Source organism: Bacillus cereus group sp. Bc061 (genome assembly GCF_027715825.1).
In the GTDB taxonomy this organism is placed as follows: domain Bacteria; phylum Bacillota; class Bacilli; order Bacillales; family Bacillaceae_G; genus Bacillus_A; species Bacillus_A paranthracis.
The window spans coordinates 1-18790 of sequence record NZ_JAQFTZ010000020.1; the positions used below are offsets into that span (position 1 = coordinate 1).

Sequence of the window (18790 nt, forward strand, 5' to 3'; positions counted from 1 at the left end):
GATTCGTGGGCTTTTTGTTTTTCCATTTGTTCGTCCTAATGGATTTGCAATTTCTAACCATCCTTGCCCACAATCATCAACTGTAATGCGCATGTTCAAATTCCCTTTTTTACTTTTATCTCCGCGAGAATATAATTGCCTTGTACGTAAATCTTTCCATTCTTGATTGGATATCTTATCTTTCATTCTTTCATAGAAATTTTTCCGTCCACCAAAAATAATAGGAGGTAATGTTCCATTTTTAATATGTGTTTCATACATTTCAATTTTTTGTTCTAATTTTTGTTGTCTTTTTCTTAATCCAATTAGACACATTTCTAATGAAACTTTTTTTGGGTTTTTCCTGCCACTTTCATAATCATCTTTTTTTTGTAATGTTTTTTCTAATTTTTTTTGATTGTTTTCTAGGTAAACAGGAAGAAGTTCTTTTTGGGAGGAAAGGATGGTTTGTGCTTGCAAAACTGCATCTTCACAAAAGCGTTTGTTTAACAAATATTTAAGTTGTAGTTTTTTAATCAATTCTTTCTCGTTTTCTCCTTCAATTAAACGATTAAAACTATATCGTTTTGCACTTTCGAAGGTGCGAATTAAAGAAATTAAATCTTCTATTTGTTCTTTTGTAATAGAATTGATCTTACAAGTCCGCGTTGTTTTCATCCTTTTCACCCTTTTCTAATACGGATTTTATTGCATTTTCTAATTTTCTACCTCCTCTTTTCCCATGAATTTTTGCAGAAAAAGAGGTCGTGATTGCTATAAGATCTTCCACTAATTCGGATTCTTCGTTTTTTTCAATGTGTTCTATCCGCAATAAAAACACCTTCTTTATCCCAATTCCGTAAAGTTTGTTGTGTTTTACCTAATATGTTTGCAGCTTTCCCAATTGAAATATAATTCTTCATTTTCGTCACCTAAAAATATTGTATGTTAAATTCTGTAAAATACGCAACCCGTAATTATAAAATTTTAGAGTGTTTTATAAATTTTTGTTTACTGTTATTTCCTCCTATGTTTAATAGCAGCCGAGCTCTGCCTTATAAAATAACCACTCTTTTTTCACACAAGCACTTAACATATCAATTCCTGATCCGTGTGCCCTTACTGCCGGAAAGAAATAATGCTCTGGTTCTTCTTTCTTATCGCCATATAAGGTTTGGTACTCATCAGGAATCGCCTCTTTTTTCACATCCCGTTCTTTCTCCACTTCACCTGAGAAAGCAACAATTGGATGCCCTTCAAAGAATAGTGCAGTTCGTACCGCAAGAGATGGTGTACTATGCAAAGCATAATAAGTAAGTAAAATAATAACGATAACACCAATAATTTTCTTCATATATTACTCCTAAAAAAAGTGCTAACACAATTATACTAAAATGTGTTAGCACTTTCTCCCCTTTACCTTAAATTAACCGTTAGTAAAACTATTACTACACTTTATTCTCCTTTAAATGCCGGCAAACGTTTTTCTAAAAATGCAGCAATACCTTCTTTATGATCCGCAGTTTGTCTCATCGCATATTGACCGCGTTTTTCAAGCTGCAGCGTTTGTTCTAAATTAGAACGGTTTACTTCACATAAAATTTGCTTCGTTTGAATCATCGCTTTGATCGGCTTTTGTGACCATTCACTAATTTTTTGCTTCACAGCCGTTTGGAAATCCTCGCCGATTACTTCATCAATTAAACCGATTTCAAGCGCTTCGCTCGCCGATAATTTCTTTCCTTCCCAAATAATTTGCTTCGTCATATTTTCACCGACGCGTTTTTGAAGGAAGAAATGGCCGCCACCATCTGGAATTAAAGCGATTCCAATAAAGTTCATCGCAATAATGGATGATATATCTGCCATCACATAGTCAGCTGTTAGTGCAATACTTAATCCAAGACCAGCAGTTGGTCCATGAATCGCACTAATAACAAGCTTCGGCATCGTATATAAAGTCACAACGACTTCAGAAATAGTATTCATAATACCATCAAACTTACTTTCATCATTACTTGAAAGCATCGATTTAATATCTCCACCCGCAGAAAAACCACGGCCGTTCCCACATAACACAACAATGTGTGCAGAACTCTCCGCTACTTCTTTCAATTTTTGTAATAGCTCTTTTAACGTTGGCTCATCTAATGCATTTAACACCTCTGGGCGATTGACCATAACCGTTGCAACGTGCCCTTCATATTTCACAATGACAGATTCTGTTTTACTTGTTACTTCCATTATATATACCCCTCTTTTCTACACAAAGATTATACTTATATAATTATAGAAAGGATGTGAAAAACCCTTCTTTTTTCTTAATTTTCTGTCTAATAATCTCGTAATTTGTATATCGCCTTGCATAAAACATACAATTTCGTTGAAAAATATAGAAATTAAAGTCGGTTTATCCCGGCTCTTCATCTATTTACCATTACAATGAAATGGTGTATTCTTAAGTCTGATATAAAAATTAAATATAGAAATTCATTCCCCTTCCTATTATATAGAGGGGTGCTGAAATAAAGGAATGAAGAAATGGAGGAACATATGGTTACTAAGTTAAAACAGACGGATAACTACTTCCCGCATTTCCTACTGCTATTCATCGTGTTTCAACCAATTTTAGATTTATTAACGTCTTTTTCAATCTATATATTACACATGAGCGCAACAGTCGGAATCGTAGTCCGTTTCACCTTTATGCTTCTTGCATTAGGTTATCTACTTCTTCATCATAAACAACAAGGCGCGAAAAAGTACATTCTCTATTTATGTTTACTCGGCATTGCACTGGCAATCGGTCTTGTAAATAATATGATGGTTAAATCTCCAGTTTCATTTGGAGAAGAAGTTAAATTTATTTTAAAGAGCATATATCCAATTGTGCTACTGTTTGGATATATTATCGTCTTTAAAGAGCTAAAAAATAAAGAATATGTGTTTCATAAAATCATTACATATTTCTTATATGCAACTTTAATTTTAAGCATCACAATGATTATCGCAATGCAAACTGGCACTGATTTCCCAAGCTATCCTCACTCAAAAATTGGCTCAAGAGGTTGGTTCTTTGCTGGAAATGATTTAAGTGCTCTCTTCGCGATTATGTTCCCAATCGTTGTCTTATATTCGATTTATAAAACAACTTCTTTCTCGAAAATATATTACTGGATTCCAACAATACTTGCGATGTATGCAAGTATTATGGTCGGAACAAAAGTTGGATATGGTGCAATTGTGCTAACATTAGGCGTAGCACTTTTCTTCTCGTTCATTGAATATATACTAAACCGTAAAAAAGAAAAAAAAGGATTCACATATCTTGTAAACACCATCGTTGCAGCAGTTGTACTAGGAGGTTTAATTGTTCTTACACCGCATACTCCTATCGCAAAAAATATGGGAATCCACATGCAAATATACGAATACAAAAAATCAGTACAAGAAGAACAGGATAAAAAAGAAGGAAAAGTAATTAAAGAAAATCCAGAGGATGCAAAAAAACACGCAAAAGGTGAACTAACAGACTCTGAAGTGAAGAGTTTAATTTATAGTGATCGGGACAAATTCTTAAAAGTATACAAACAATACTATAAAGAAGCACCGCTCTCACAAAAACTTTTTGGAATGGGTTACGCTGGTAACTACACAGTTAAAATTAAATTAATTGAAATGGACTTCCATGACCTATTTTTCGCCTTTGGAATTATCGGTTTCCTTATTTACTTAATACCACTTCTATACTTCGGTATTAAACTATTCATCCTTATGATCACAAACTTTAAGAAAATTATAACTGTAAAATATATGCTATTATCTAGTACACTCATCCTATCACTTGGCATTGGCTTTATGTCTGGTCACGTATTAACAGCGCCATCTGTTAGCATTTTTTTCATCGTTATACTTGCCTACTTAATTGTTGATTTAGAAATAGAATAGAAAGAAGCAGCATCTATTTGGATGCTGCTTCTTTCTACTCCAGTCATAATTGCTTTTTCTCGCTTAATTAAATTTTTTGTGGACTACTAAAAAAGATCGAATCACATGAAGATTCGATCTTTGAAACAAAACTATTTCTTTCTATTGAAACGATGCATGAATCTGCTCCAGCACCTCATCAATATTATCCTTCGTAATAACAATCCCAAAATCTTTCGGCACATTACGATCTTCTTCATTTACAACTTTATGTGCAATTATCTTTCCGACTTCTGGTCTGAAATGATGTCCATCCATATAGTTATCTAAGTTCTTTGTTACTGAATTTAAATACATGAAATGATGTACTTCTCCAAATACATCGACAGTATCATGGAGCCACCTTTTATAATCTTCCCAACGTCCTGATTGAATCATCGCACGGAACAATGGCTCTGAAACAGGAGTTGTAAAAATATAAAACTTTGTATTCGGATTATGAGATTTTACACTTCCTAATATTTCCTTCATATTTTGATACTCATAATTCCCGCCATAAATCTCTCTACTAAATTTATCTACTTGCGCAGCAATTTGTGTGTCACGCTCTTCTTTCGTATACTCACGCATCGATTTTATGTTATCGCGATTATATACATCAATAGTCTTATTGTGATGAATGGAGTTTTGAATTGTATTTCGGGAATATGTAATCCCATCCATACTCACATACGATTTAATTGGATATAGTAAGCTTTGTGCCTCATTAATATATACTTCTGGCTTTTCAAAACCGATTTCTCTATTTTTGTTCGTTCCAAGGAAATCTAAACCAATCACAATAGAAGATAATTCACTACCTTTTCTCTCTTTTGCATATTCAATGTACGCATCGTACTCACGCGGATCTGTACTACTTACCGCATAATTAAATGCGTTTAATCCAGTAAAATCATTCTCATTGATAAACGTTGTTCTACTACTTCCAAGTATAACGCCATCATAAGTAAACGGACGATATGTTATATAATTCGTTTTTTGTTGTCTCTCATTAAACCCAAACTGAACATTATTCCACTTATTTTTATGAGAGAATAACCAAAGTGAATCTGCATAGCCATTAAATATTCCAACACCTGCAAGTGGAACAAAAACACATACAAAAACGAAAATAAGCCACTGTTTGTTTTTCATATTCTCCACCTAGAAATTAAAGTATAAAAACTCACTAATACTCGTTAAATGCAATACACTATACACAAGTAATATTGCAGTAAATAACGCCGTCCATACTGTCGGACGGAATGAGTCTTTTAACTGAATTGAATTTTTTAAGAAGAAACTAATACATAATGCTCCGAAAATATACGCTACTATTTCCGTATTTAATAATGAAACATGGTATGCTTCAGTAAATGAAACACCGTACCCTTTTAAAAATTGTAGCTTCTCAATAACAAATACCGGGAATACGCTATTGGCTAGTTCGAATCCATTAAATCCAAACATTCCTTTTAACACTTTCACCGCATCATGCATCGATGTTGCTCTAAAGAATACCCACGTTATATTAATGAAGAAAAACGTCACGAGCCATCCCGCCCAGGCCGGCATGCACCCTCCTGCTTTGTTCCACAAACGATGAACGACCGAAGCTAATCCGTGCAGAAATCCCCAGAAAATAAATGTCCAACCAGCCCCATGCCAAAGTCCACTTATTAAGAAGACAATCATAATATTGACGTATGTACGCGTAATACCTTTTCGATTTCCTCCAAGAGAAATATACACATATTTCGTTAAAAACTGGCTTAATGTCATATGCCAACGATGCCAAAAGTCTTGTATACTCACCGCTTTATAAGGTGAGTTAAAGTTTTGAGGCAATTTAATGTTGAACATTAACGCAATTCCAATTGCCATATCGCTATATCCACTGAAATCAAAGTATAACTGAAATGTAAACGCTAATGATGAAAGCCAAGCTTCAACAAAGGTTAGCGACTGCTGTACATCAAACCCTTCCCGTACGACAGGAGATAAAACGTCTGCAATCCCTACTTTCTTGAAAATACCGATGGCAAATACAAAAATACCGAGAACGATATAATTTGATTGCCAACGCTTTTTACTACGATCCGCAAATTGCGGCATAATTTGCGCATGGTGTACAATTGGTCCTGCAATAAGTTGCGGGAAAAATGTTACAAACAGAGCGTAATCAAGAAAATGACATGCCTCCGTTTCCCCGCGATATGTATCTACTAAAAACGCAATCTTTTGGAATGTATAGAAACTAATCGCAAGCGGTAACGTTAATGATAATAATGTAAAATGAGTTCCAAATAACGAATTTACATTTTGCAAAAAGAAATCATAGTACTTGAAATAACTAAGCATTCCTATATTAAATAGTAAGCCTACTGTTAAAAGAAGTTTACTCTTATGCTTCACGAGCCTCATTCCGATAAAGTAGTTCACAATGAGCGATACTAACATAAGCGGCAAATACTTTATGTTCCAATAACTATAGAAAAATAAAGATGCTGCCACAAGCCAAGCTTTCGCTAAAGTAGTTTGTCCAAATTTATTTAATAAAAAATATAAAAGAAATGCTATCGGTAAAAATAAAAAAATAAACTCAAACGAGTTAAATAACACACCATCTCTTCCCTTCTAAACAAATCACACCTTATTCATCTTATCTTATCCAGATAGTGGGTGTCAAAAGGATTCCATACCGCTTTTCTTCTATTATATAGAATAATTATTTTAATCGAATTATTAACATGCTAAAATATTAAAGGCACTATTATAAAAAAGAATATATAATAGATATGTCGTTTTTTTTACGAAATGTATTTCGAAAAAGTGAGGAGAGTCCTTTGGTATTTAGTAGTTCGATTTTCTTATTTATCTTTTTACCTCTCGTATTATTTCTCTATTTTATAGTGCGTGCCGAGCTACGTAATTTCGTATTACTTGCATTTAGTTTAATTTTCTATGCATGGGGCGAACCACGTTTCGTTCTTTTAATGCTCTTTTCCATCGTATTAAACTACTGCTTCGGCCTACTCGTGCATCATTATGATAAACGAAAAAATATGAAAGTCACATTTTTAATTATGGCTGTAGTCGGAAATATACTATTACTTTCTTATTTTAAGTATATTTCATTTTTCACAGACATTTTAAACAACATATTGCACTTATCTATTCATGTGGAACCTATTCCACTACCAATTGGAATTTCATTTTATACATTCCAAGCGATGTCCTATGTCATCGATATATACCGTAAAGATGGGGATGTTCAAAAAAATCCACTTAACTTAGCGCTATATATCTCTATTTTCCCTCAGCTTATTGCCGGACCAATTGTTCGTTACAATATCGTCGCTGAGCAAATTAAAACGCGCATCCATTCTTTTGAACGATTCACAGAAGGTATTCAAATTTTCGTTCTCGGACTAGCAAAAAAGATATTAATCGCTAACCAAGTTGGATTCGTCGCTGATAAAATCTTTGCCTTACCACCATCTGAAATGAGTGTTGGAACGGCATGGATTGGTATTATCGCCTATACCCTGCAAATTTATTTCGATTTCTCAGGGTACTCTGATATGGCAATCGGACTTGGAAAAATGTTCGGCTTTGATTTCCCGAAAAACTTCAACTATCCGTACATCTCTAAATCTATTTCAGAGTTTTGGAGAAGATGGCATATTACACTCGGCTCTTGGTTCCGCGATTACATATATATCCCGCTCGGCGGAAACCGCGTTTCAAAACTAGCGAATTATCGTAACCTCTTCATCGTATGGGGGTTAACTGGTTTATGGCACGGGGCGAGCTGGACATTTATCGCCTGGGGCTTATATTACGGCTTTATTATTTCAATTGAAAAAGCTGGATTCGAAAAAATATTAAACAAACTATGGAAGCCACTGCAACATGCATACGTATTACTAATCGTTATGATCGGTTGGGTCTTCTTCCGAGCTGACAATTTCGCTTACTCGTTCCAATATTTAAAAGCGATGTTCGGCATAGGTGGCCAATCTTTCATCGATGACAATACGATGTTATACGTACATGAATACATTATCGTATTTCTCATTGCCTTTATCGCAGCGACACCAATTTTAAAACGAATGAAAAACATACTAGAACTTGCGCCAAAAACGTATATGTTCACAATGCAATTTGTACGTCCTATATTATTACTAACATTATTTATGATTTCGGTTATGTACTTGATTAACTCAACATATAATCCATTTATTTATTTCAGGTTTTAACTGATGTAGGAAGGAAACGTTATTATGAAAAAATTGGGGAACCTCATCCTGTTTATCGGTTTTCTCACCATTATCTTTTCATTTGGCATATTATCGTTACTCAAAACAGACCGAGACATTTCACCAGTTGAAAATCGGCCGCTCGCTCAAAAACCAGCACTTACGAAAGAAGCTCTCCTAACTGGTAGCTTCTTTAAAGATGTCGAAACATACACAAATGATCAACTAATCGGACGAGATGAGCTTATTAAAAACTATACAATTGCTCAAATTAATATGGGCAAATCTCTCATTAACGACATTATTTTAACTGATGATAAATGGCTCCTGAAAAACCCGGCGTGGACAAAAAAATATAATGAAATTGACCAATCCATGCCCGCTATAAACGATTTATCTCAGTTTTTAAAAGAACAAAACGTTGAGTTTTACTTTGCTTTACCACCGTCAAAAACGAATGCATTATCATTTAAATTACCTTCTCATATTCATACATATGCACAGGAAAATTTAAATTACTTTCTAAAGAAGCTTCCAGCAGACGTAAAGCCAATAAAACTGATGGAACACTTTAAACAGAACTATACAAACGAAGAAATACAAGACATGTATTTCAAAACAGATCATCATTGGAATATGGACGGTGCCTTCTTAGGTTACCAATATATAATGAACACAATCGGGCAACAATCTTCTATATATAAAGGAAAAGAAATAAAAAAAGAAGACTACACTCGGACATGTGCGCAAAATAAACATTTAGTTGGAAGTTTTAACAACCAACTATACCAACTCATCGATGCCAATGGTGAAAAATTATGCTACTACACACCGAAAGACGGTTTCAACTTCACAAGCGTAACCGCAAAAGATGTGCAAGGTACTATTCACCAAAACTTAGATGAAATATACGGCGTAGAAAAACAAAAAGATACAACATCATACGCAGGTTATTACACAGATGACTATCCAGAAATCGTCATCGAAAATAACAATGCACAAAATGAAGTACGCGCCCTAGTCCTAAAAGACTCATTCGCAAACGCAATCGTGCCACACTTAGCACAAAGTTTCAAACACACATCTATCCTCGACCTGCGTCACTATCACGAAAAAGATGTATATCAATACATTCAAGACAACAACATTAACATGGTATTGTTCGTGTATAGTGATTCGAATTTGAGTGGGGATATGTTTAAGTTTAAGAAATAGAAAGAAGGCTCTTGTAAATTTACAAGAGCCTTCTTTCTATTAAAAAATCAGCGGGGATGAATCCCCACTGATTTTTTACTTTATCTATAATCGACTTATAGATTTGGATTGTTAAGAACGTTCACTTGTACTGCTTGTGAACCAATTTCACTTGTTACAACATTCTTATCGCCTAATACTTTGAATACTAATGTACCTTTGTCAGTGTACTTAGTAGTTAAAGCATCATAAATATCTGCTTTAAAGTTGTTGAATACTGAATCACTTGATGCTGTTACTGTTACATCGCCAAGTTTTTGGTCAAAGATGTCATAATGAGCATTACCATTTGTATCAAGGTAAAGAGTTCCTTTATCTTTGCCAGACTTCACAACACGTACTTTATGTTGTGTTTCTTTTGTTAAGTTAATACCTTTTACGATATCATCAAGGTTACTCTTCTCAAGTTCTAATACAGTACCGATGTTAATTTTCTTCTCAACGAAGTTTTCTGTTTGAACTGGTTTGAAGTCTACAGATTTAATAGCGATTTTCTCTTGAACGATTTCTAATGTCGCTTTACCAGCAGTTGCACCATTTTTCGTTAAGTGGATATCAACTTTACCTGGTTTTAAACCTTTAACAACAACTTTATTTCCAACAATTTCAGCTGTAGCTACTGCTGGATTTTTAGACTCAACTTCATAACCTTCTAAGTTTTCAGGATCAGAATATACGCGATCTGAAGTGTACTTAGATAATTGATACTCAACTGTGTTAGCCACATTTAAGTCAAGTTTTGAATCAGGTGATTCACCGTATTTACCTACTTTAGATACAAGTTCGAAGTTTTTGAATGCAACGTTACCTTCTGTTACGTTCACATATAATGAACCTAAAGTTTCACCGTTAGCATTTTGGAAGTGAACTGTACCTTCGCCTACTTCATTACCTGTAACACCAATTGTTTTTGTACCGATTGAGCCAGCATCAGTTGTTGTTACATCCAATTTTTTCACTACGCCAGTTTTTGGAAGAACCTCTTTAATTGCAGCTGTGTTAGCACCAAATGGATCGCCATATTGGTCAGTTGTTACGAAAGTAACAGGTAACTCTTTATTTTGAACAACTTGTAATTTATCTGGATTAGCTTTTACTGATTTTAACGTACGAGAACCAGTCGTTACTTTGAATTTAACGTCTTTTGTAACGTCGCCTACTTTAATAGTAAGTGTAGCTTCACCAGCAGCTTCAGCTGTAATGTAGTTGTTTACTACAGAGATAATACCGCTGTTTGAAGATTTAATGCTAATTGAGTTTGGATCAACTACTTTATCTTCTCCAGCGATTGTAGCAACTACGTTATGGATTTGTGCTTTTTCACCAACCACTAACGTTTGGCTGTTTAGTTTGAAGTCTTTTCCAGTCAATGTATTACCGTATACTACACCGTTTTTATCTGCATCTACCGCAAATACAGTACTCTTAATTGCAGAAGCTGGTGTATCAAGGTTTTTCACTGAAATAATACCAGTGTTAGAAACAGTTAAACCACCGCGTTTTGTAACTTGAACCTCTACTTTGTAATCACCGTGAGAAAGGCCAACACCAAGTTTACCTGTAGAAGAAGTTGACTTTCCACCCTCAAAAATGTTTGCTGGTGAACCGTCTAAGTTATTTGCTACAAATTTGACGTCATGGTTTGCTAAGTTTAAGTACTCAACATCAGCGTTACCTTTTTCGTCGTTTAATTTGAAGACAATTGCTTGACCAGCACGATCATCATCAAATGTAAGTTTTTCTACAGCTAATTTTTTCACTTCGTATACGAATTTCGCTACGAATGATTGATTTTTAACTTTAATGCTTAAGTCTTTATTAGGAGCTACTTTGCCACCAAGTGTTACTACAGCAGAAGTACCATCAGCACTTGCTTCAATCGCAACAGCTTTATCTCCTTCAAGAGTTACATCATCACCAGAAAGTTTATCTAAACCAGTACCTGTTAATGTTAATTTCGCTGGTTCAGAAATTTTCACATCTGTTACATATGCTTGTGCATTATCTTTTTTACCATACTTTTTATCTGTTAATGCGATAAATTGAGCTGCTTCTGCACGAGTTACAGTTTTATTTGGCTCCCATTTCGTACCAGTACCTACAGAGATTCCAAGGTTAATTAGGATGTTTGCTTTTTCTTCACCCCAATGTTTTCTTAAATCATCAAATGTTGTAACTAACTCGCCATTAACTTTATCTTTTAAGTTATAAGCACTTACTAACATAGAAGCAAATGAAGCACGGTCAATCTTTCCTTCTGGATAGAAGTTTTCTTTGCCGTCACCTTTAACGATACCAGCTTTTTCAACTGCTGCGATATATTTAGCAGCCCATGTATTTTTAGCATCTTTGAAAGAAGGTTGAGCATTTTCATCAACTGGTAAATTTAAAATTTTAGTGAAGATTACCGCTGCAGAAGCACGATCGATTGATTCGGTTGGACCATATGTACCGTCTGGCTTACCTACAATTGCACCTTTATCTACTAAGTAGTTAATAGATTCTTCTGCCCAATGTCCAGCTGGAACGTCTGGGAATGATTTACCTGCTGCTGCTACTGGAGATACAACACCTGCTACCATTGCTGCTGTCATTGTACCTGCGATTACTTTTTTGTAAGAGTTAGTCTTTGCCATTTTATAAATTTCCTCCTTCAGGAATATGCTACTAGTTTCACATCATATTAAATTTGAAAACTAGCTAGTTAGAAAAGCCATAAAACAATAAAAACATAAACAAAAACACTATAATGAAAAGTAGTTCACATAAAAAATGATACAAACCGCTAGATGTAAATATAAGGTTTAAATACCATTTTCTGAAACAAGTTCATCATACTATACAAAACCATTCGTTATCAAGAACTTTCTCAAAAGAAAATTCGACACATTCTGATAATTCTGTCTTTTTATCGTACTATTAAGATATCAATAATACTTAAATATAGAAATGAATAAACTGTTTTCCTATAAACCACTCTCAATGCGCTTCGTATATTTTTCATATCGAATACACAATTGGAATTATAGCACATATTTCCACTTCAGCATCTAAATATTTTTTACAATAAATACAATTTTCAGACTACATTCGACTGAAACTATTTCATTTCGACATTATTTTCTTCTTTTCGAATGTTTTTTTAACAGAAAAAGGTGTTAATTTACAAAAAATTTACATATCAATGAGGTATTCTTCTATTTTTGAAAGCGCTTTTGATTTGTTTCTCAATATAGCTAACTACTAATCTGCAAAATATGATTTATTTTGCAGAGCTCATTTTATATAAAAAAAGAGCCCACATGTTGTGGGCTCTTTCTATTGAAATAAATTTCAATTAGCGAGTTACTGTTACTGGTTTGAAAGCAACAAGTACATTTTTGTTAGCAGAAGTATCAGTTGTGTTTAAAACTACTTTACCATTAACTTCATTAGCTTTAACAGTTAATGTACCATTTCCTAAGTTAACTGCTTCATTAACTGTTAGAACTACTTCTTTAGAAGCTTCTTTTTTAGGATCAGCTACAGTTAATACTACACCATTTAAGTCAAGTACGAAATCAGCTTTATCAACTGTTACAGCTTCAGAGAAAGTAAGAGTTACTTCTTTTTTGTCTACATTTGTAATTTTAGCTGATTTGAATTCAGGAGCTGTATTATCAGCAACTGTAACTAATAAATCAGTATTATTGATTTTAACATTTTCTGTGCTTTCAACGTTAGCTACTGTAAATACAACAGTTTTTGTTGCATCGAATTTAGTTGATGCTGGTAACTCAATTGTTGCTTTTGTACCAGTTTCATCTAATACAATAATTGTACCTTCTGGTAATTTATTACCATCTAATGTGTAGTTATTTACGTTAGATGCTGAAGTCGCACCTTGGCCACCTTTAACAGCTTTATCAAATTCAACTACAATTTTGTTAGCTTCGAATTTTGCAGTAGCTTTTGGAGCTTCTTTACCTACTACATCTTTTGGTGCAACTTTAACAGTTGTTTCAAAAGCAGCTGATTTATTACCAGAAGCATCTGCTACAAATTCTTTATTAGCAAATACTTTGTAGTTTCCTTTTTCAGCGAACTTAACAGTTACTTCTTTTTCATTTGCAGTAACATTTGCTGCTGGAACTGCTACTTCTTTACTTGTATCAAGGTTGATAACACGTAATTGTTTTGCATCTACTATGTTAACTTTTTTGTCAAATACTAATTTAGCATCTAATCCATCAGTTTCTACTTTAGTAAACTTAGGTGCTACTACATCTTTTGAAACTTGAACAGCTTTTGTTGTTTTTGTTCCAACGTTACCTGCAAGGTCTGTGTGTCCAACAAATTCTACAGATAAGTTAGCTGTGTTTTCTTTATCTCCAAACACTCCGTCAACAGTGAACGTAGCTTTTGTTTTATCAGTATTTTCATTGCGTACTACAGAAAGAGCTTTTTCACCTTTTTTAACACTTACTGTATTTAAAGATGCAAGTTCTTCAGAGAATGTTGCTTCTAAAGTTACTTTTCCATCTGCAGCAATATCAGTTACTTTAACTTCTTTTACTTCAGGTGCAGTAGTATCTTTTTCTACTTTGTATGTCGCTTTACCTTGGTACATAGACATTGCATTATTAGAAAAATCTTTAGCACCATTTACAATTAAGTTAAATTCTTCGCCGTTTTTAACAAGATTTTTAACTTGATCTTTTGATAGTGTAACTGTATTGTCTACAGGCGTAATACCTTTAAATTCTGTACCGTTAATAACAACAGTAACCTTCGCATCTTCTTTTGTACTTAATTTCTCACTAAATACAACTTTAACATCTCCACCTGGAGTAGTTACTGTAGATACAGTTGGAGCTACCTCATCGTTAAAGAAGATAACCTCGTATTTTTTTGGAACATCTTTACCATCAACAGTTTTAACATTTTGAACAGTTACAACGTACGCTTCTTTGTTCTCAAGCTTTTTGTCGCCAGCTACTGTTAAGATTACAGATTTTTTATCTTTACTTAACTTTGGAGCATCAAATGTCATGCCTTCTTGTGAAATTGCAAAGTTTGCAGCAGTCACATCTTGAACTTCAGCACCGAATTTAACTTCAATTTCTTTAGCATTTACTGCTTTAATAGACTCAACTTTAGCTTCTTCTTTTTGCCCACCGAACTGCTTGTCAGTCATAGCAATAAATTGAGCTGCTTCTGCTTTCGTTACAGATTTATTTGGCTCCCATTTGTCGCCAGTACCTACAGAGATTCCTAATTTAACTAGGATGTTAGCTTTGTCTTTACCCCAGCTATCTTTTAAATCATCGAATTTAGTTTCTAGAGGACCGTTTACTTTAGTATCTAATTTGTAAGCTTCTACAAGAAGAGATGCCATAGAAACGCGGTCGATTTTTCCGCTTGGATCAAATACGCCTTCGCCTTTACCTTTAACAACGCCAGCTTTTTCTACAGCTGCGATGAATGGAGTATACCATTGGCCTTGAGAATCACCGAATGATGGTTTAGCATCTTTATCGATTGGTAAGTTTAAGATTTGAGCCATCATTGTAGCTGCTTCTGCACGAGTTAATTCTTTTCCAGGCTCGAACATTCCTTTGTCGTTACCTGTAACTGCACCTTTTTCTGCTAAGTAGTTAATAGAATCAATTCCCCAGTGATCAGCTGGAACGTCTGGGAATGTTTTACCTGCTGCTGCTACTGGAGAAACAACACCTGCTACCATTGCTGCTGTCATTGTGCCAGCGATTACTTTTTTGTAAGAGTTAGTCTTTGCCATTTTATATATTTCCTCCTTAGGAATGTAATACTAGTTCCATACTGTTTTAAATAGATATTCTATTTATTTTTGAAACTAGTAGATATAAATGTGGTTAAAGTATTCTTTGTACAGAATAATAGAATATCCTGTATTACAGAATCATAAAGAAATCATACACCCTTTTCATCTAATTTAAAACCTTAAATTCGACAAAAAAGTGAATTTTCACAATTCAAAACGATCGTTTTTTCGACTTTCATTTTAAAGGATCCAGATCTAAAAATCAGAATATTTTAAATGAATAGAAAAACGCGTCAGAATTACATTTATAACAAACTTCTTATAACCATTTACAACTATAACAGAAAAAGCTTTCCAATTACAACATCTAACTATAGAGATATTACGACATTAATCGACAACTTATTTTTCTATGATTCGACATTTTTATTACCATCAGATTTTCCAAAATTACCATACCTATTTTTTATCATTTACTAAATAAAACGCTAAATACCAACATTCAATATATATTAATGTTAAGATTTTTAAACATACATCTTATCTCTCAAACTTCTTTTTTTATGAGCATACGTTTACAATCACTTACGTAATTCGACATTTTTCTACAAATTTATTTTTTCTTTCGACATTTTCTTTTTTCAAAAAATAAAAAAGAGGATGTCCTCTTAAATTAAGATCCCATTCCTCTTTTTTTGAACTCTTTTGAATTCAAGTCACTTATGATGTATCGAGACGCTGTTGAAATTTGCTCTCGTAATTCTTCTACTCTTTGTTCCAATGTTTCTTGTACATATTCTTTTTGTTCTAATTGCTTCGTTGCGACATTATACAAAGTTTCAGACGTCCAATCACCATCTACGTTTCCGATAATCGGCTGATTTACTTGTTGTAAAAATGAATCGATCTTTGGATCATATGAAATACCGACCATAGGAATATTAGCAACCGCAGATAGTATGAGTGCATGCAGTCTCATACCGATTAGAAGCGAACATTCCGACAAAATTGAAATTTTCTCATGAATATCGAGCTTATACGGAAGCATATGAGCTTCTTCTCCCATTAAATTAATAATATCGCGTGATGCATTTTGATCAAATGGTCCATGCATTGGTACGAATAAAATATGGTATCCATCACGCTTAAATTTTTTCAGCGTATCTGCTAGCTTCTTCATATAATCTTCTTTCGCGTCCCAATACCTCACACTAACTGCAATTACTTTCCCTTGAATCGCATGTTTTTGCAACCACTCCGACTTCATTCCTTCTGGTTGACATGCCAATACTGGATCTGGAACTAGTTCGATATCCTTCTTAATACCAATTTCTTTTAAATACAAAAATGAATCTTCATCACGAACTGATATATATTCCGCTTTTGATACTTGCCATTTCACTAATAAACGATTTTGTCTTTTCGTAATTGGACCAATTCCTTGCGCATAAATATAATACGGCTTCTTCAAAAAACGAGCAATTCGCATAATACCCGTATAGTACAAAATACTTTTAATACTCGTTTTATCTTGAAGGAGGCTTCCTCCTCCGCTAATTAAGCCATTACTTCTCTTTATTTCCTTATAAATTGCTCTTATATCCCAGCGATTTACTGCCTCTACACCGTACATTTTTCTTGTATAGTCGGGGTCATTCGAAAGTACAACAAGCTCAAGAGTAGGATCCTCTTCATGTAGCGCTTTAATAATTGATTGCAAAATTGCTTCGTCCCCAACATTATAAAAACCATAATATCCTGATAAAACTAACCGCACTCTTAATCTCCTCCAACATTTCGCAATCAACTTTTTGTCATTCAACAAATCGCTATCAACTCTTTAATAAGAAAAGTTGGATAACTTTAAATTGATTTCTTTCCCAAACATATAAATAGCCATACTCATTTATGGATAAATTTACTTACGTAAAAATGGAATTTGCTTTTTGGATATCCAGTTCAACTTTAATGCGCATATGCCATATATAAACAAGGCCATACAAAACGCTACACCGCTATATATTATTGCAATAAGTCTAGAATCTACCACATTTATGAACGTAGATGTGAAATATAATCCTATACCTACTATACTCGATACTCCAATTACAGCAAAAAATCTACCCATTCGAATCGAATAAGCCAATTCTTTTCGAATGTATATATAATTTACGATACAAATCATGATATATATGATAAGTGTACTATAAGCCGCACCAGTTATGCCAAATTGACTTACAAGTACTATATTTAATATGACTTTTACAAAACTCGCTCCAACAACTATCCACGCCGCTTGCTTAGAACGGTTAATTCCTTGCAAAATTCCTATTGATAATACCATAAGTGATGTGAAATACGAACTACCAATTAAAATAGCTAACATTCCGCTCCCTTTCGCATCTGTAAACAATCCAACATTTAACGGGACTGCAAGTGCCATGAGCCAGATTGTTATCGGCGTTGTTAAAACATGGGCAAGCTCATTTGTTCGTTCAATTGTTTGTTTTGCTAACGCTACATCCTTCTTTGTTAATGCAGCCGTTAACAACGGGATTAACGGAAATACCATCGCACTTGCAAACACGACAATTAATTGTGTAAACGCAAATCCACGACTATATATACCAAATTGTTCTTGAATCGTTGTAGTGGATTCATGCAACATATGTGGAATCGTTACAGAATCAACTAAATTTAACACCGGCATCGATAATGCTCCAACTGCAATTGGAATCGAGACCTGAAGTATCTTTTTTGCATTATCTTTAAAATCTTGTAGTGAATATGTATTACTTTTATAACGATATATACTTTTTACATACTTCATTCTCAAATAGATAAGTGACGTAATTACTCCAAGGCAAGAACCAATCATTGCGCCGCCTGTTACAACATCACTCTCTTTATTCCAATATACAAATAAAAATGCAATTGCTAACATAAAGAAAACACGAATGAACTGCTCAATTACTTGTGACACCCCGGTAGGAATCATATCTCCAAAACCTTGGAAATATCCTCGATATACCGCCATATATGGTGCGATTAATAACGCAAACGAAGTTACGATTAATGGAAGTCTTGTATCTTGTCCACCAAGCATATTTGCAAACATACTTGATCCAATCATAATAACTGAAAATCCAAGCACTCCAAATATTACTCCAATAATAGATGCTGAAGTAAATAGTTTGGCAATTCCGTTCTCGTCATTCTTCTCATGAAGTTCAGCGATTAATTTTGATATAGCTAGCGGTACTCCCGCTACTGATAAAGTTAAAGCTATCATATACACAGGAAAAACAAGGCGAAAAATCCCCAGTACTTCATCTCCTGCTATATTTTGTAATGGGATTTGAAAAAAACTTCCCAACACTTTCGATAGAAACGTTGTAATCGTTAAAATCGCAGCGCCTTTCACAAACTTATTATTCATCTTCTAGCTCTTTTCTTTCAATATATAATTTCCATACATATTACAACATAAAACGAGATAGCTATATTCTTCTCTTTTTTGAAAAATTTCACTTTATCTCATTTAGCT

Annotated in this window: 13 protein-coding genes and 1 pseudogene; 3 read left to right on the forward strand and 11 right to left on the reverse strand. The window is 34.0% G+C overall.

Annotated elements, in window-relative coordinates:
• The 5 genes and pseudogenes from PDQ40_RS27445 to PDQ40_RS27465 all read right to left on the reverse strand — a co-directional run.
• Positions 1-657: pseudogene (locus PDQ40_RS27445) on the reverse strand (IS200/IS605 family accessory protein TnpB-related protein); the annotation flags it as partial.
• Positions 635-769: a resolvase gene (locus tag PDQ40_RS27450; RefSeq protein ID WP_270691763.1), complete on the reverse strand. Its 135-nt coding sequence runs from the start codon at positions 767-769 to the stop codon at positions 635-637. The gene PDQ40_RS27450 and the pseudogene PDQ40_RS27445, both read right to left, overlap by 23 nt.
• A 22-nt stretch (positions 770-791) precedes the next feature.
• Complete coding sequence (locus PDQ40_RS27455; RefSeq protein WP_061183568.1) at positions 792-902, reverse strand: MerR family transcriptional regulator; 111 nt, start codon at positions 900-902, stop codon at positions 792-794.
• Positions 903-1012: 110 nt separating this feature from the next.
• Positions 1013-1333: a hypothetical protein gene (locus PDQ40_RS27460; RefSeq protein WP_000720155.1), complete on the reverse strand. Its 321-nt coding sequence runs from the start codon at positions 1331-1333 to the stop codon at positions 1013-1015.
• A gap of 101 nt (positions 1334-1434) precedes the next feature.
• Positions 1435-2223, reverse strand: a complete 789-nt coding sequence (locus tag PDQ40_RS27465) for an enoyl-CoA hydratase (protein ID WP_000454172.1) — start codon at positions 2221-2223, stop codon at positions 1435-1437.
• Between the two features lie 309 nt (positions 2224-2532).
• Between PDQ40_RS27465 and PDQ40_RS27470 the strand changes: the two genes are divergently transcribed.
• The gene (locus PDQ40_RS27470; RefSeq protein WP_000256703.1) at positions 2533-3927 is read left to right on the forward strand and encodes an O-antigen ligase family protein; all 1395 of its coding nucleotides are present in this window, start codon (positions 2533-2535) and stop codon (positions 3925-3927) included.
• A 141-nt stretch (positions 3928-4068) separates the two neighbouring features.
• Here PDQ40_RS27470 and PDQ40_RS27475 read toward each other — a convergent pair whose 3' ends face one another.
• Both PDQ40_RS27475 and PDQ40_RS27480 read right to left on the reverse strand, forming a co-directional pair.
• Positions 4069-5100, reverse strand: coding sequence for a hypothetical protein (locus PDQ40_RS27475; protein WP_000792076.1), 1032 nt, complete (start codon positions 5098-5100; stop codon positions 4069-4071).
• A gap of 9 nt (positions 5101-5109) precedes the next feature.
• Positions 5110-6567 carry an MBOAT family O-acyltransferase gene (locus tag PDQ40_RS27480; RefSeq protein WP_000898519.1) on the reverse strand — a complete coding sequence of 486 codons (1458 nt, stop codon included), beginning with the start codon at positions 6565-6567 and terminating at the stop codon, positions 5110-5112.
• A gap of 224 nt (positions 6568-6791) precedes the next feature.
• Between PDQ40_RS27480 and PDQ40_RS27485 the strand changes: the two genes are divergently transcribed.
• Together PDQ40_RS27485 and patB1 are read left to right on the forward strand one after the other, a co-directional pair.
• Positions 6792-8207 (forward strand): MBOAT family O-acyltransferase, encoded by a 1416-nt coding sequence (locus tag PDQ40_RS27485; protein WP_000232139.1) that lies wholly within the window; start codon positions 6792-6794, stop codon positions 8205-8207.
• Positions 8208-8231: 24 nt separating this feature from the next.
• Positions 8232-9422 (forward strand): secondary cell wall polysaccharide O-acetyltransferase PatB1, encoded by a 1191-nt coding sequence (gene patB1 / locus PDQ40_RS27490; RefSeq protein ID WP_098947113.1) that lies wholly within the window; start codon positions 8232-8234, stop codon positions 9420-9422.
• A gap of 95 nt (positions 9423-9517) precedes the next feature.
• On the opposite strand, the gene PDQ40_RS27495 is transcribed toward patB1, so the two are convergent.
• The 4 genes from PDQ40_RS27495 to PDQ40_RS27510 form a co-directional block, all read right to left on the reverse strand.
• On the reverse strand, positions 9518-12097 hold the full coding sequence (locus PDQ40_RS27495; protein WP_270691760.1) for an S-layer homology domain-containing protein: 2580 nt from the start codon (positions 12095-12097) through the stop codon (positions 9518-9520).
• A gap of 701 nt (positions 12098-12798) precedes the next feature.
• The gene (locus PDQ40_RS27500) at positions 12799-15240 is read right to left on the reverse strand and encodes an S-layer homology domain-containing protein (protein ID WP_270691761.1); all 2442 of its coding nucleotides are present in this window, start codon (positions 15238-15240) and stop codon (positions 12799-12801) included.
• Positions 15241-15916: 676 nt separating this feature from the next.
• The gene (gene csaB, locus PDQ40_RS27505; RefSeq protein ID WP_001241608.1) at positions 15917-17020 is read right to left on the reverse strand and encodes a polysaccharide pyruvyl transferase CsaB; all 1104 of its coding nucleotides are present in this window, start codon (positions 17018-17020) and stop codon (positions 15917-15919) included.
• A gap of 141 nt (positions 17021-17161) precedes the next feature.
• Positions 17162-18682 carry a putative polysaccharide biosynthesis protein gene (locus tag PDQ40_RS27510; protein WP_076855676.1) on the reverse strand — a complete coding sequence of 507 codons (1521 nt, stop codon included), beginning with the start codon at positions 18680-18682 and terminating at the stop codon, positions 17162-17164.
• Between the last annotated feature and the right edge of the window lie 108 nt (positions 18683-18790).